The sequence below is a fragment of the Rhodococcus sp. IEGM 1341 genome, assembly GCF_030056895.1.
Lineage (GTDB): Bacteria > Actinomycetota > Actinomycetes > Mycobacteriales > Mycobacteriaceae > Rhodococcoides.
The window spans coordinates 121,994-136,141 of the sequence record NZ_JASHKV010000003.1; the positions used below are offsets into that span (position 1 = coordinate 121,994).

A 14,148-nucleotide genomic window follows, 5' to 3' on the forward strand; every position below is an offset into this window, starting at 1 on the left:
AACGACGAAGGACAGCACTGTGACCGACAGCATTGCCTCAGCAACACCACCCTCGACGGAGGTGCCCGCACGCGCCTGGAAAGCGCTCGTGGTTCTGCTGCTGGGGATGTTCATGGCGTTGCTGGACACCACCATCGTCAACGTGGCATTGCCGACGATCAGCACCACGTTGGAAGCGTCGGAATCGGTTCTGTCGTGGATCATCTCGGGGTACGCACTTGCCTTCGGATTGGCTCTCATCCCGGCGGGCAACGTAGGCGACCGCATCGGTCACAAGTGGGTCTTCTTCACCGGTCTGGCACTCTTCACCCTCGCGAGTTTCGCGTGCGGGCTGGCTCAGGACGATCTGCAACTGGTCGTCGCGCGAGTCGTTCAGGGCTTGGCGGGCGGCATGTTCGTTCCCGCCGTCACCGCGTTCATCCAGCTGTTGTTCCCAGGGCCGGTGCGGGGCAAGGCCTTCGCCATCATGGGTGCCGTCATCGGAGTGTCGACCGCGCTCGGTCCCATCGCCGGCGGCCTGATCATCCAGGCTTTCGGCGACGAGAACGGCTGGCGGCTCGTCTTCTGGGTCAACCTGCCGATCGGGATCGTCGGTCTCGTCGCGGCTGCAGTGCTACTTCCGGGCAAGACCGATACCGAACCGGCTGCGCGCCCCGGAATCGACTGGCTCGGACTGGTGCTCATCTCCGCGGGTCTCATCGCGCTGCTCGTTCCGCTGATCGAGGGCCAGGAACTGGGCTGGCCCATGTGGACCTACCTGACGATCGCAGCGGGACTCGGTCTGATCGCGTTGTTCGGCTGGTGGGAAGTGATTCGGACGGGCCGCGGACAGAATCCGTTGGTACCACCGCGATTGTTCACCCGTCCGGCGTTCACCGGAGGCGTGATCCTCGCGCTCGTCTACTTCGCTGCCTTCACGAGCATCTTCTTCACCATCTCGCTGCTGTGGCAGACCGGACTCGGCAACACGGCACTGGCATCGGGCCTGGTGTCCATACCCTTCGCGATCGGCAGCATCATCGCCGCCTCGCAGAGCAACAGGCTGACGATCCGACTCGGGCGTACCGTTCTGATACTCGGCGCGTCCCTGGTCTCGATCGGGCTCATCTGGTTGTGGATCATCCTCGCGACCAGCTCCGCCGACACGATCTCGCACTGGACGCTGATGGTGCCACTGTTCATCGCGGGTCTCGGCAACGGTGCGTTCATCGCACCCAACGCGCAGTTCATCGTCGCGACCGTCGATCGTGACGACGCGGGAGCCGCGAGCGGCGTCATTTCCACGATGCAGCGCGTCGGCTCGGCGATCGGCATCGCAGTGATCGGCAGCGTGCTGTTCGGGTCGCTCGAGATCACCGGGCCCGACACCGTCGGGTCGGGCTTTCTACACGGAGCAGCCATGGCAATGGCTGTCAGCGCAGCGTTCAGTGTGATTGCGCTGGCGTTGGTCTTCGCGCTTCCCAAGAAGGTTCAGGGCGCACACTGAGCGCTGCCGATCAGCCCTTCAGGCCTTTGCTGTGTCGCGCGACCACGGTGGACGCGAGATCGGCGATCTTGACGTTCAGATCCTGGGAAGACTTGCGCAACAGCGCGAACGCCTCGTCGCCGTTCACGTCGTGCAAGGCCATGATCAAGCCGATCGCCTTGCCGATCTCACGGTTGCTCTCGAGGCCGGCGCGCAGCGTCGACGCTTCTTCGCCGTTCATCACGGCGGCGACGGTGATCGAGGTGAAAGCCGTCAGAATGACTGCCTTGTCCACACTGTCCGAGCCGAAGACGCCGGGACGATCGGTGAACAGGTTGAGCGCGCCCACCTTCTGATCGTCGACCTTGAGCCGAAATCCCATCGCGCCTCGTACCGGCGTCCGGTTCAACACACCGCGAGCCATCGCCGGCCACTGGGTGGGAGTGCGGAAGTCGGCTTCGAGCTGGGCTGCCTCGCTGGTGATCGCGTCCAGGCACGGTCCTTCGCCGGTAGCGCGCTCGATATCGTCGACGACACGCGCGATGTCGTCCGAGGCTGCGACCGTGACAGCCTTTCCGTGGCGCATCAACATCAAGCTGGCGTGGTCACAATGCGGGACCAACAGCGTGGCTGCATTGCACAGTGCGGTGTAGACCTCTTCGGCGGTGGTGCCTCGGTACACGATGTCGGCCAGGGCCGCGAACACAGTAGCCGGGTCGGTGGACGGGGCGTCGAACTGTCGGTCGTCGTTCATTGCTTCTCCCGTCGCGTGTGGAACCGTCTCCCCGATAACCGGGCGTAGGTGCTCCTTACCGTACCGCCAGGCGGCTGGGGGTACGAACAGTCGGGTCTCGGCAGTAGCCTCAGGTCGTGAGCGATGCGCAGGAGTCCACCGGGTTCGAGTACGGCCACGACGGACCGAAATCGATCGTGGTGGGCGTCGACGGGTCCGATTCGTCCTGGCGCGCTGCTGCCTATGCGGCAGGGCTCGCCCGTAGGCAGCGGTCGCTGCTGGTGCTGGTGTACGTGCAACCCATTGCGACGGCCTCGTGGGGCCAGGCAGGCATTTCACTTGTCGAAACCGGTCAACAGATAGCCGACGAACTGCTCGACTACATCAGAACGTCGGCCGCCCGGTTCGGGGATCGGGAGCACGTGCGGTGGGAGTTCCGAACCGCACAGGGCGACCCGTACAACGGGCTGATCGCCGTGGCAGAGCAATTGCGTACCGACGCCGTCGTGGTGGGGGCGTCCGAGACTGCCGGACACCGAATCGCCGGCTCGGTGGCGGTGCGATTGGTCAAAGCGGGACGGTGGCCGGTGACCGTCGTGCCCTGAACGCGGCGAAATCGAGCCGATCTGCGGTCTGCCCTGTAAAAATAGGCAGTCACCTCGTCGGATGCGAGGCGCACGTGGTGCCGTTTTCGGATCCGAGGAGTTCCATGACCGGGCTGTCGCGTAGACAATTCGTAGCGAGAGTGGGGACACTCGCGGCGGTGTGGGGGATCGCACCCCACGTGCTGGGTCAGGCTCTTGCGGCGCACGCCCAGCCCGTGGACGCGGGCGGAACCGGAACTCTTGCGCAGACGATCCTGCGATCCTCGACAGGGCCGGGGAAGTACCGCGTGCTCGGTGCCGGTCCGGGGGAGCCGTACGTCGCACGCCTCGACGTTCTGGGACGAGCGCCGAACCCGTCGAGAGTGCAGTCGCGACGGTCGCTGCTCTACCTCGGGCACCTGTCGGACATGCACGTCATCGACGCCCAATCGCCCGGCCGCATCGAGCCCATGATCGTCTCCGACCACGCCGCTTGGGGTTCGGCGTTCCATCCGCAGGACCCGCTGACCGTGCACGTCACCGCGGCGATGGTGAAGGCATTCGCGGACGCGCGGATCAGCCCGGTCACCGGCGCACCGATGGGGGCTGCCGTGGTCACCGGGGACAGTGCCGACATGCATTCGCACCTCGAATTGCGCTGGTACATCGACGTTCTCGACGGCGTACCGGTCCGGCCGACGAGTGGGGCCGCGGACAACTTCGAGGGTGTTCAGGCCTGGCCGGAGGCGCAGTGGGCCTACCGACCCGGTGACCCTTCGGGAGGGTCGTTCGGCGATTACGGATTCCCGACGCTTCCCGACCTTCTCACCCAGGCGATGTCGGGAACCGTCGAATCGGTGGGGCTGCCCGTGCCGTGGTACTCGGTCTACGGCAACCACGACACTCTGTTGCTCGGCACCTTCGACCTGTCCTCGCAGCTGCACGCGCTCGCCGTCGGGGGCCGCAAGGCGTACACCCTCGAGGCGACGGCCACCTCGGCCCTGGCCGGCTACGCATCGACGGCCAGTCCACTGCAGAGAATGGTCGATGCGCTGGGCGTCGGATCCGGTGCGCGACCGGGGTTTCGCGCGGTGTCGGCCGACCCGGCACGGTACCTGTTCGAGCAACGCGAGTTCATGCAGGAGCACTTCGAGACCACCCCGACACCGGGACCGATCGGACACGGCTTCACCCAGCACAATCTCGACTCCGGTGAGACCTGGTGGGCGGCAGACCCCACCCCGAACATTCGAACGTTCGGACTCGACACCTGCAACGCCGTCGCCGGCCCCGACGGTGCGGTGCCCGAGAACCAATTCGACTGGCTCACCCAGCAATTGGAGAAAGCGCAGGCCGAGCGCAAGCTCGTGCTGATCTACACCCATCACAACAGTCTCACGCTGGAGAACCGAGCGCAGCGTCCGGGAGAATCGGGGAAGCTCTACGGCGCAGACGAATTCATCGATCTGCTGCTGAAGTATCCGGTGGTGATCGGCTGGCTCAACGGCCACACCCATCAGAACCAGATTTTGGCGCATTCGAGCGGCGGACGCGGATTCTGGGAGATCACCACCGCGTCGTGCATCGATTTCCCGCAGCAGCAGCAGGTGGTCGAGATCGTCGACAACCGAGACGGAACTTTGTCGCTGTTCACCACGGTGCTCGATCACGCGTCGCCGATCACACCGGGAAACAGCGGCAGCTACCTGGATCTGGCGTCCCGCAGCCGCGAATTGGCGGCCAACGACTGGGCCGAGAATCCGCTGATGCGTCGAGGGTCGCGCCTGGATCGCAACACCGAATTGCTCTTGCCTGCACCGTTCGATCTGAGTGCCATCACCGACGCCGCGCTCGAGCAACAACACCTGGACGAGCACGCGAGACTGATCGCCTACGAGACGAGGCAGGGCCGATGAACGGAGTGTGCAGGAAGATTCTCCTGGTCGCCGCCGTGATGGCGTGCGCGGGATGCTCGCAGACCGCTGCGCTCGCGCCGGTCGGCGGTGCCGAACTCGGGGACCTCCGCTACGCAGTGAACGACGTTCTGTTCGAGAATGGAATCGAGATACTGGTCGCGCCGGTCTGCTCCGGCACCGGAGCGGACATCGAATGCGCGGGGGAGACAACCGACAACGAGGCGATCACCGGTTCCGCCACGTCGGACGACGCGAGCACCGTCGAGGTGAAGGTCGGTACGGAGGTTCTCTACTCGGGGTCTGTGCAGGACGTGCTCGACCGCAATTCGACGGTCGGTGCGCCGTGAGGGGGAGTGCGGTGCTCTCTGCCGTTGTGCTCGTGTCTGCGCTGATTCAGGCGCTGACAGTCCTGGGCGATCCCGTTGCAGAATCCTCCGTGGGGTTCGGTGGGCTGGTTGCGGCGTCTGCCGCGGCACTGGTGGTCGCCCTGTGGATCACCGCATCGACGGCACTCGATGTGGTCGACGGCAACGTCCGCGGTGCGCTGGGTCGGGCATGGCGGCGGCCGCGCGTCCTGGTGTGGTGTGTGGTCTCGACTCTGGTGGCCGTTGCGCTGGCAGTTCTTTTCCCGCTGCTTCCGGTCGTCGTGATTCTGGTTGTGCTGCTGGTACTTCCGGCCGTGGCCGACGGGCAACGACATCCGTTCCGCGCAGCGTCGGCTACGGTCCGGCAGTCCCCGGGGCGGTACGCAGTCGCGGCAGTCGTCACGATTGTTGCCTTCGTCCTCGCCTGGGTCGTGGCACTGGTACTGGGCTTCTTCGTCACCGGCGTGGTGGCGGCGTTTCTCACGTGGGTGTGGTTCGGAGCGAATGCTGCTGCGCTGCTGGTGTATTGGTCGTGGCTGTACCGAAGAGCAGTGCTGACGTGACCTCGGTCGACGGCACTCAGCCGCGGGCTCGTCGACCGGCCGCGGCCTCCGCGACGACCTGAGTGATTCGACCTACGCGAGTGTCCTCTCTCACGGCACTGATGATCCACCACAGCATCTGCTTGCGAGCACTGGGCGGAAAGCCGTCCCAATTGCTTCGGGCGCGTGGATCTCTGTCCAGCTCCGTCGCCAACGCGGGTGGTTCCACGAGGTCTTCGACTTGGTCGGCAATCGTCCACCAGCCGTTGGATTTCGCGGCACCGATGGCGCGGCGACCCGCGTCGGTCATGAGACCACGGTCTTCCATATCGGCGGCGCGTTTCCGGTTCAGGCGGGTCCACTGGCTCTTGGGCCTGCGCGGCGTGAACATCTGCAGGCTGCGCTCGTCGTCGAGGATGCTGCTGGTGGAATCGATCCAACCGAAGCAGATGGCTTCCTCGACGGCATCGGGGTACACGCAGCGGGATCGGTCGAGGGTGTTCCGCCAGGAGCACAGCCACACGCCTCGGGTCGAGCTGTGATTGTCCGCCAGCCAGGTGCGCCACTGTGCTCGAGTTTCGGCGTGGACGATCGGGTAGTCGAACTTCCACGTCGGTGGGTGAACAGATGCCGACCGCGACTCCGACGCAGTCACTTGCTTGCTCGTGGTGTTATCGCGCTGTGGTTGCACATCTCGTCAGTGTGCCCACCCTCGAGGACATCCTGCGTCCGCATTGGCCGATGTTCGGGGATGAACTGCCGAATTCGTGCAACAGTTTTATGGGAAGACCGCTGGAGTGGGGCGGGCGGGGCTCGAACCCGCGACCAATGGATTATGAGTCCACGGCTCTAACCGACTGAGCTACCGCCCCATGCCCGTACCAGGTACGAGCCTGCAGAATCGTACAGAATCGCGTCGCCTCGACGGTGCATCGGGGCAGCTATTTCGCTCGGACCTGCACCGGGACACCGTTGAGGATCGCATTTGCCGAGACGGCGTCGACGCGATTGGGGTCGGTGATGTCGTTGACGCTCGGCCCCTGCACCGTCGTGGCAACGGACAACTGCACGCCGGGGCGCTGATGCCCGAACCCGTGCGGCATGCTCACCACGCCCGGCATCATCTTCTCCGACGCCGCTACCTCGATGTCGACGGTTCCGGCGGCGGAGGTGACCGACACCATCGACCCGTCCTCGATACCGCGATTCGCGAGATCCTCCGGATGTGCCAAAAGCTGATGTCGCGCTTTGCCTTTGGTGAGCCGGGCGGTGTTGTGCATCCACGAGTTGTTGCTGCGCAGGTGTCGCCGACCGATCATCAACAATTCATCGCCGGACGGAACTGCGCTGGAATGCATCAGATCCCCCAACGCGGGGAGCTCGGCAACAACGATGTCCTGAATCAGCTGTACCCGCTTGTCCCGCGTCTTCAACTTCCGTGGGAAGCCGGGACGCAATGGTCCGAGATCGACACCGTGTGGGTTGTCTCGAAGTTTTTTGAGCGACAGTCCTTTTCGTTGACTGCGGAGCAGGATGTCCAGGGTGCGGGCGGGGGACAGGCGCAGGCGTGCCTCGCTGATCATGCTCTTCGGAGTCACTCGCGACTTCAACCGACCGACCGTCGAACCGGCCATACGGCTCTTGTAGCGCAGCGACAGATCTCGGAAGATCTCCCAATCGTGCTTGGCGTCGGCTTGCTTGGGCAGAACTGCAGGCATGTACTTCGCTGTGTTGTGAACGGCGAAGGAGTTGAAGATGAGGTCGTAGTGGTCGCGTTCGAGCGACATCGTCGGCGGCAGAATCACGTGTGCGTGACGCGAGGTCTCGTTGATGTAGAAGTCGAACGACACCATGAAATCGAGACCCGCGAACGCGTCGTTCAGGGTGGTGCCGCCGGGCATCGACAACACCGGATTGCCGGACAGGACCGCCATCGCGCGGATCTGGTCCTTGCCCTCGGTGGTGATCTCGTCGACGAGCGTCGAACAGGGGTATTCGCCGGCGAACTCGGGCAAATTGCGAACGCGGCTGCGCCACTTGTCGAAATGGCCGCGGCCGACGATGCCCTGCTTGATCAGATCGATCGCGGGATCGGTCACCATGGCACCGCCCGGGCGATCGAGATTGCCGGTGATGATGTTCAGTACCTGAATTGCCCACTGACACACCGTGCCGAACTGCTGGGTCGAGACCCCCATTCGGCCGTACGCCACCGCGGACTTCGCCGAGGCGAAATCGCGCGCCAGAGTCGAGATCTCGTCCGCAGAAATACCGACGACCGGAGCGACGGATTCCGGCGTGAACTCGGCGACGAGATCTGCGAGTCGATCGGCCCCGTCGATGTAGTCGGCCACCCGTACCGTGCCGTCGGCCACGATCGTGTGAATCATCGCGAGCAGCAGCAGTGCGTCGCTGCCGGGCCGAACGAAGAAGTGTGTGTCCGCGATATCGGCGGTCTCGGTCTTGCGCGGATCGACAACGACCAGGCGGCCGCCCCGTTTGCGCAGTGCCCGCGCCCTCTTGGCGAAATCGGGCACGGTCATCATGCTGCCGTTCGAGGCCATCGGATTGCCGCCGAGGACGAGGAAGAAGTCGGTTCGATCGATGTCCGGGATCGGCAGTAGCAACTGATGCCCGTAGAGAAGATGGTCGACGAGCTGGTGCGGCAACTGATCCAGGGAGGTGGCGGAGTATCGGTTGCGCGTGCGCAGCAGCGAGGTGAACGGAATGCCGTGGGTCATCGCGCCCATCGAGTGGACGTTAGGATTTCCCTGATAGATCCCGACCGCGTTGCGGCCGTACTTCTCACGCGTCGAGATCAAACCGTCGATCACGAGGTCGTATGCCTCGTCCCAGCCGATCTTCTCCCATTTCTCACCTACACGTTTGACCGGCGTGGTGAGCCGATCGGTATCGGCGTGCAGATCGATCAGCGACAGCGCTTTGGGGCAGATATGGCCGCGTGAGAGCGGATCCTTCTCGTCACCACGGATCGAGACCACCGCGTCGTTCTCCACCGTGAACTCGAGCCCACAGATCGCCTCGCACAGATTGCACGATCCATACACAACCGACATCGCATTCCTCCCACTCATGTGCTGCGAGCGTAGCCCGGCGGGGGACCGGGGCACCGTCGTCGACCGACAATTAGGCTCGTGAGTCGTGACCACCCTCGATCTCACGGCCTCCTGGCCCGTCGACCATGTCAGTGCAGCAGTCGTCACCGACTCCGGAGTTCGTGAGGAGGTCGGGGACACCGATCGCGTCTACGAGCTGGCCTCGGTCACCAAGCTGCTCAGTGCGTACGCAGTTCTCGTCGCCGTCGAGGAAGGTGCGGTGGAGCTCGATCAGCCTGCAGGACCGGAAGGGGCGACGGTTCGACACCTCCTGGCACACGCGTCGGGACTGGCGTTCGGTGACCGCACAGTGCAGGCACCGGCCGGTACCAAGCGGATCTACTCGAGCGCCGGGTTCGAGGTTCTGGCCGAGCTGATCGAAACCGAGGCAGGCATTGCCTTCCCCGACTACTTGGACGAGGCCGTGTGTCGGCCGCTGCAGATGACGAACACGTCGTTGCCGGGATCGGCGGGCCACGGGGCCAGCTCTACCCTCGCCGATCTGACGAGGTTCGCCGCCGAACTGCTGGCACCGACGCTGCTGGCGTCGCAGACACTGGCGTCGGCGACCGAGGTGCAGTTTCCCGGGCTGAACGGAATCGTGCCCGGATACGGATCGCACAAGCCCTGCGACTGGGGACTCGGGTTCGAGTTGCGCGACGGGAAGAGCCCGCACTGGACCGGGAGCGCCAACTCGTCGGCCACGTTCGGCCACTTCGGTCAGGCCGGAACGTTCCTGTGGGTGGATCCGGCAGTACGCACCGCGTGTGTGGTGTTGACCGATCGAGCCTTCGGAGACTGGGCGAAGCCGCTGTGGCCGGAGCTCTCCGACGCAGTGCTGGCCGGGTGAAACTTCATCGTTCACAGATTGCACTGGCGCAACAGGGGCAACTCGGGGCACACTAGTACACAGACGCATTGATTCACTGCAGCCAGCCGAAGCATGTCGAGGTCGTTGGGGAAGACGTCCCTCGTCGAAGCTGGAGGTAGTGCAATGCGTGGATCGAACCAATTCGCAGATGCGACGTCGGGTGTTGTGTACATCCACTCGTCGCCCGCTGCGTTGTGCCCGCATGTCGAATGGGCGTTGACCGACGCCCTCGATTGCCGTGCGAACTTGAAGTGGTCTGCGCAGCCCGCCTCCGATGGGCAGCTGCGCGCCACCACCGACTGGGTCGGCCCCGTCGGCACCGGAGCAAAGCTGGCCGGCATCCTGCGCTCGTGGCAGATGCTGCGGTTCGAGGTGACCGAGGACGCCAGCGAAGGCGTGGACGGCGAACGGTTCTCCCACGTGCCCGGTTTGGGGCTGTGGCGCGGAACGACGAGCGCGAACGGGGACGTGATGCTCGGCGAGATGCGGCTGCGCGCCCTGATGGAGAACAATCAGGGCAACTTCACCGCGGCCGTCGAGCAGGCTCTCGGATCGGACTGGGACGCAGCCCTGGAGCCGTACCGAACCGGCGGGGCCGGAGCCGAAGTGACATGGCTGAGTCGCAACGTCGGCTAGGGGTTGCTGGGGGTTCTGGCTCGCGGTAGTTTGCGTCCGTGCCTGGGGTAGGCATGTGGGAACGACCGTGGAGTGGTGAGTTCGATGTTGTCGACCGGAAAAGTGATTCGATTCGACGAGTTCAAGGGGTACGGATTCGTAGCGCCGGACGAGGGCGGCGAGGACGTGTTCATTCACGTCAACGATCTGGACTTCGACAAACGACTGTTGGCACCGGGGGTTCGCGTCGAATACGTTGCCGTCGAGGGCGATCGAGGCCTCAAGGCCACCCAGGTGCAGATCATCGACACTCCCGCGTCGACCGCGCTGGTCACCCGGCGCAAGCCCGACGTGCCGTTCCACGACGTTCCGATCAGCGAACGCGAGCAACTCGAGGACGTCATCTGCGACGTGCTCTCCGAGGCGGACTTCACCGCCGAAGTGACCGAGGCACTCCTGAAAGCCAACGGAACTGTCTCCGCAGCGCAGATCCTCGACATCCGATCGGCAATGTTGCGACTGGCTCACGACCACAAGTGGATCGAGAGCTGACGCTGTAGTTCGCCCGTCCGTTGTGGGGCCCGTTCGGTTCCGGATGAATGCGGCTTTGTTGCACTCGGAGCGACTCGGAGCCGCATTGATCCCAACCGGGGCCGGGGGTGACACCACACGAGGCGGCGGGGCACCCCGTGACGATCAGAGCGGAATGTTCTTGTGGTTGCCGCGTGCCGCAGGGGCGGCCGCGAGCGCCTTGGCGACCGTGCTGCGGGTCTTGCTCGGCTCGATGACCTCGTCGACGACACCGATGGCCACGGCGCGCTCGACGCCACCGGCGATGCTTTCGTGCTCGACGGTGAGGCGATCGTGCAGTGCCTCACGCTCTTCCTCGGGAGCGGCTGCGAGGGCCTTCTTGTGCAGGATGCCGACGGCAGCCTTCGCGCCCATCACGGCGACCTCGGAGCCGGGCCAGGCGTACACAGCAGTGGCACCGAGTGCGCGAGCATTCATAGCGATGTACGCGCCGCCGTAGATCTTGCGCGTCACCAGGGTGACGCGGGGGACCTTGGCTTCGGCGAAAGCGTGCAACAGTTTCGCTCCGCGGCGGACAACGCCCTCCCATTCCATGCTGACGCCGGGGAGGTATCCGGGAACGTCGACGACCACGACCAGTGGGATGCCGAATGCGTCGCACAGTCGCACGAAACGGGCTGCCTTCTCGGCACTTTCGGAGTTGAGGCAACCGCCGAGACGAATGGGGTTGTTGGCGATGACGCCGACGGTGCGGCCGCTGATGCGTCCGAGGCCGATGACGATGCTGCGGGCCCAGCCGCCCTGGAACTCCTCGAAGGTCGATTCCCCTTCGACGTTGTCCAGCAGCTCGTGCACGATCGGGTGGACATCGTATGCGCGACGGTTGGATTCGGGCATCAACGCTCGGAGGTCGGTGTCGCCGTGCTCGGCGGCGGCGATGTCGAATTCGCCCTGCTCGCAGAACATGGACACCAGGCGGCGGGCGCGGGTGAACGCGTCCATCTCGCTGTCGGCGACGATGTGGCACACGCCGGACTTCTTGTGGTGGGTGTCGGGGCCGCCGAGCGAGGCCATGTCGACCTGCTCACCGGTGACGCTGCGGACGACATCGGGACCGGTGACGAACACGCGTCCCTCGGGAGCCATGATGACGACGTCGGTCAACGCAGGACCGTAGGCGGCGCCGCCGGCTGCGAAGCCGAGGACGACGGAAACTTGGGGGACGAGGCCGGACGCTCGGACCATGGCCTCGAAGACGAGTCCGACGGCATGAAGGGCTTCGACGCCCTCGGCGAGGCGAGCACCGCCGGAATGCCAGACACCGACGATCGGAGCGCGCTGCTCGATGGCCGTGTCGATGGCGGCGACGATGTGCTTGCAGCCGTCCACGCCCATGGCACCGCCCATGACGGTGGCGTCGGAGCAATACGCGATGGTGTGGACGCCGTCGATCTCACCGAATGCAGCGAGGATGCCGGACTTGTCCCGATCGTGCAGGGGCACAGTGGTTCCGGCGTCGAACAGATTCTCGAGGCGGGCGAGTGGATCGCGGGGATCGGTGGAGGTACCGGATCGTGTGACAGGGGCCAGAATGGTCATCGCTTGTCCTTCTTCAGGGCCCCTGAGGGGGCGAGGCCCGGACCGGAACCGTTCCCTGGGAACGGCCCCGGTCCGGATCATGCACTGCGAGAGCGAGATTCGCTGAGTCGAAAGAACGACTCAGTGCATCACGCCTTTCCGAAGGCGAGCGCTACGTTGTGCCCACCGAATCCGAACGAGTTGTTGATCGCGTAATCGATCTGTCCGACGCGGGGCTCGCCCTTGACGACGTCGAGATCGATCTGGGGATCTTGATTCTCCAAATTCAGTGTGGGAGGGATGATTCCCTCACGCACTGCCAGCACCGTCAGAACCGACTCGAGAGCGCCGACGGCACCGATCGAGTGGCCGAGAGCGGATTTCGGTGCGTACACGGCTGCGTGATTTCCGACGGCCTTGTTGATCGCGAGCGCTTCGGCGGTGTCTCCGATGGGAGTTGCCGTTGCGTGGGCGTTCACGTGGGTGATGTCGGACTTCTGCAGTCCTGCGGTCTCGATCGCACGCTTCATAGCGCGCGCGGCACCCGTGCCCTCCGGGTCGGGAGCCACGAGGTGGAACCCGTCGGAAGTGATTCCGGCACCGAGCAAGCGGGCGTGAATCGTTGCGCCGCGTGCCTTGGCGTGCTCCTCGGTCTCGATGACCATGAGCGCACCCGCTTCACCGAAGACGAAGCCGTCACGATCCTTGTCGAACGGACGTGACGCACCCTTCGGGTTGTCGTTGTTGGTGCTCATCGCCCGCATCATGGAGAAGCTGGCGATCGGAACCGCGTCGATGTAACCCTCGACGCCGCCGGTGACGACCATGTCCGCGTCGCCCATCACGATCATCCGCCACGCGTGTGCGATGGCTTCCGATCCCGAGGAGCAGGCGGAGACGGGAGTGATGACACCGGCCTGTGCTTTGAGCTCGAGTCCGACGACCGCTGCAGGGCCGTTCGGCATGACCATCTGAACGGCGAGCGGAGACACCTTGCGGTAGCCGCCGGCCTTCATCTTGTCGTTGGCGTCGATCAGAGAATCGCCGCCACCGAGGCCGGTACCGATAGACACGCCGAGGCGGAGGGGATCGACGTCGGGAGTCCCGGCGTTCTTCCAGACCTCACGACCGAGAACGGTGGCCAGCTGCTCCACGTAGCTCAGGCGACGAATCTCGACCCGCGAGAGCAGGCTCTGCGGGTTCACCGCGAGGTGGCCGCCGATCCGCACGGGCAGGTCGTACTCGGCGACGAAATCGTCTTCCAGCGTTGCGATTCCGCTGTCGCCGTTCAGCAGACCCTTCCACGTGGCATCGACGTCACCCGCGAGTGACGTGGTCGCAGCGAGGCTGGTGACGACGACACTGGGGAAGCGTCCGTTGGCGGTGGATGGGTTGGTCATGGGCCGTGTCACTCGCTCGCGGAGTCGTCGAGCTTGGCCTTGATAGCTTCTGCGGCTTCGGGGTTCTCCGCTTCGAGCTTCTGGATGTAGTTCACGGCGTCGCCGACGGTGCGCAGACCTGCGAGGTCCTCGTCGGGGATCTTCACGCCGTACTTGTCCTCGGTCTGCACTGCGATCTCGACCATGGAGAGTGAGTCGATGTCGAGGTCGTCCACGAAGGACTTCTCGATGGTCACCTCGGACGGTTCGATGCCCGTGACCTCCTCGATGATCTCTGCAAGTCCGGCGATGAGGTCTTCCTGGCTGGCCACTGTTGTGGCTCCCTTCTCTTCTGTGTAGAACGCCGAAGTCATGTGCTTCGAGACGCGATTGTGCATTTCTGCCACTCGGGGAGTGGAAGTGCGAGCCGCAGTGCTGTGACTGCGAAGTGTG

Annotated in this window: 14 protein-coding genes and 1 tRNA gene; 8 read left to right on the forward strand and 7 right to left on the reverse strand. The window is 64.6% G+C overall.

The window, feature by feature from the left end; genetic code table 11:
- The first annotated feature begins 19 nt into the window (after positions 1–19).
- Positions 20–1,486 carry a DHA2 family efflux MFS transporter permease subunit gene (locus QM615_RS10000; protein ID WP_149406184.1) on the forward strand — a complete coding sequence of 489 codons (1,467 nt, stop codon included), beginning with the start codon at positions 20–22 and terminating at the stop codon, positions 1,484–1,486.
- A 10-nt stretch (positions 1,487–1,496) separates the two neighbouring features.
- On the opposite strand, the gene QM615_RS10005 is transcribed toward QM615_RS10000, so the two are convergent.
- Positions 1,497–2,219, reverse strand: coding sequence for a GAF and ANTAR domain-containing protein (locus tag QM615_RS10005; protein WP_068052282.1), 723 nt, complete (start codon positions 2,217–2,219; stop codon positions 1,497–1,499).
- 116 nt (positions 2,220–2,335) lie between these two features.
- Here QM615_RS10005 and QM615_RS10010 point away from each other — a divergent pair, with 116 nt between their 5' ends.
- From QM615_RS10010 to QM615_RS10025, 4 genes are all read left to right on the forward strand, one after another.
- Positions 2,336–2,803, forward strand: coding sequence for a universal stress protein (locus tag QM615_RS10010; protein WP_068052281.1), 468 nt, complete (start codon positions 2,336–2,338; stop codon positions 2,801–2,803).
- A gap of 104 nt (positions 2,804–2,907) precedes the next feature.
- Positions 2,908–4,698: a TIGR03767 family metallophosphoesterase gene (locus QM615_RS10015; RefSeq protein WP_149406183.1), complete on the forward strand. Its 1,791-nt coding sequence runs from the start codon at positions 2,908–2,910 to the stop codon at positions 4,696–4,698.
- Positions 4,695–5,045 carry a hypothetical protein gene (locus QM615_RS10020; RefSeq protein ID WP_149406182.1) on the forward strand — a complete coding sequence of 117 codons (351 nt, stop codon included), beginning with the start codon at positions 4,695–4,697 and terminating at the stop codon, positions 5,043–5,045. Before QM615_RS10015 ends, QM615_RS10020 begins: the two co-directional genes overlap by 4 nt.
- 32 nt (positions 5,046–5,077) lie before the next feature.
- Positions 5,078–5,626 (forward strand): hypothetical protein, encoded by a 549-nt coding sequence (locus QM615_RS10025; RefSeq protein ID WP_149406181.1) that lies wholly within the window; start codon positions 5,078–5,080, stop codon positions 5,624–5,626.
- Positions 5,627–5,642: 16 nt separating this feature from the next.
- Here QM615_RS10025 and QM615_RS10030 read toward each other — a convergent pair whose 3' ends face one another.
- From QM615_RS10030 to QM615_RS10040, 3 genes are all read right to left on the reverse strand, one after another.
- The gene (locus QM615_RS10030) at positions 5,643–6,260 is read right to left on the reverse strand and encodes a YdeI/OmpD-associated family protein (protein WP_149406180.1); all 618 of its coding nucleotides are present in this window, start codon (positions 6,258–6,260) and stop codon (positions 5,643–5,645) included.
- 143 nt (positions 6,261–6,403) lie between these two features.
- Positions 6,404–6,477: transfer RNA gene (locus QM615_RS10035), tRNA-Ile, on the reverse strand.
- Between the two features lie 69 nt (positions 6,478–6,546).
- Positions 6,547–8,700 carry a molybdopterin-dependent oxidoreductase gene (locus tag QM615_RS10040; RefSeq protein ID WP_283347297.1) on the reverse strand — a complete coding sequence of 718 codons (2,154 nt, stop codon included), beginning with the start codon at positions 8,698–8,700 and terminating at the stop codon, positions 6,547–6,549.
- A gap of 67 nt (positions 8,701–8,767) precedes the next feature.
- Here QM615_RS10040 and QM615_RS10045 point away from each other — a divergent pair, with 67 nt between their 5' ends.
- From QM615_RS10045 to QM615_RS10055, 3 genes are all read left to right on the forward strand, one after another.
- On the forward strand, positions 8,768–9,571 hold the full coding sequence (locus QM615_RS10045) for a serine hydrolase domain-containing protein (protein ID WP_283347298.1): 804 nt from the start codon (positions 8,768–8,770) through the stop codon (positions 9,569–9,571).
- Between the two features lie 144 nt (positions 9,572–9,715).
- A complete protein-coding gene (locus QM615_RS10050; RefSeq protein WP_283347299.1) occupies positions 9,716–10,228 on the forward strand; it encodes a DUF3145 domain-containing protein in 513 nt (170 codons plus the stop codon).
- Positions 10,229–10,312: 84 nt separating this feature from the next.
- Complete coding sequence (locus tag QM615_RS10055; protein ID WP_283347327.1) at positions 10,313–10,759, forward strand: cold-shock protein; 447 nt, start codon at positions 10,313–10,315, stop codon at positions 10,757–10,759.
- A 144-nt stretch (positions 10,760–10,903) separates the two neighbouring features.
- On the opposite strand, the gene QM615_RS10060 is transcribed toward QM615_RS10055, so the two are convergent.
- The 3 genes from QM615_RS10060 to acpM all read right to left on the reverse strand — a co-directional run bounded on the left by QM615_RS10060 (position 10,904) and on the right by acpM (position 14,069).
- The gene (locus QM615_RS10060) at positions 10,904–12,337 is read right to left on the reverse strand and encodes an acyl-CoA carboxylase subunit beta (RefSeq protein ID WP_283347300.1); all 1,434 of its coding nucleotides are present in this window, start codon (positions 12,335–12,337) and stop codon (positions 10,904–10,906) included.
- 128 nt (positions 12,338–12,465) lie between these two features.
- Complete coding sequence (locus QM615_RS10065) at positions 12,466–13,716, reverse strand: KasA/KasB family beta-ketoacyl-ACP synthase (protein WP_068052249.1); 1,251 nt, start codon at positions 13,714–13,716, stop codon at positions 12,466–12,468.
- 8 nt (positions 13,717–13,724) lie between these two features.
- The gene (acpM, locus tag QM615_RS10070) at positions 13,725–14,069 is read right to left on the reverse strand and encodes a meromycolate extension acyl carrier protein AcpM (RefSeq protein ID WP_045199610.1); all 345 of its coding nucleotides are present in this window, start codon (positions 14,067–14,069) and stop codon (positions 13,725–13,727) included.
- Positions 14,070–14,148: the final 79 nt, after the last annotated feature.

What these genes read in the sequence shown, in the direction of transcription:
- QM615_RS10060 (WP_283347300.1), bottom strand. Translation starts at nt 12,337, where the DNA reads ATGACCATTCTGGCCCCTGTCACACGATCCGGTACCTCCACCGATCCC.
- acpM (WP_045199610.1), bottom strand. Translation starts at nt 14,069, where the DNA reads ATGACTTCGGCGTTCTACACAGAAGAGAAGGGAGCCACAACAGTGGCC.
- QM615_RS10015 (WP_149406183.1), top strand. Translation starts at nt 2,908, where the DNA reads ATGACCGGGCTGTCGCGTAGACAATTCGTAGCGAGAGTGGGGACACTC.
- QM615_RS10005 (WP_068052282.1), bottom strand. Translation starts at nt 2,219, where the DNA reads ATGAACGACGACCGACAGTTCGACGCCCCGTCCACCGACCCGGCTACT.
- QM615_RS10065 (WP_068052249.1), bottom strand. Translation starts at nt 13,716, where the DNA reads ATGACCAACCCATCCACCGCCAACGGACGCTTCCCCAGTGTCGTCGTC.
- QM615_RS10055 (WP_283347327.1), top strand. Translation starts at nt 10,313, where the DNA reads ATGTTGTCGACCGGAAAAGTGATTCGATTCGACGAGTTCAAGGGGTAC.
- QM615_RS10040 (WP_283347297.1), bottom strand. Translation starts at nt 8,700, where the DNA reads ATGAGTGGGAGGAATGCGATGTCGGTTGTGTATGGATCGTGCAATCTG.
- QM615_RS10050 (WP_283347299.1), top strand. Translation starts at nt 9,716, where the DNA reads ATGCGTGGATCGAACCAATTCGCAGATGCGACGTCGGGTGTTGTGTAC.
- QM615_RS10020 (WP_149406182.1), top strand. Translation starts at nt 4,695, where the DNA reads ATGAACGGAGTGTGCAGGAAGATTCTCCTGGTCGCCGCCGTGATGGCG.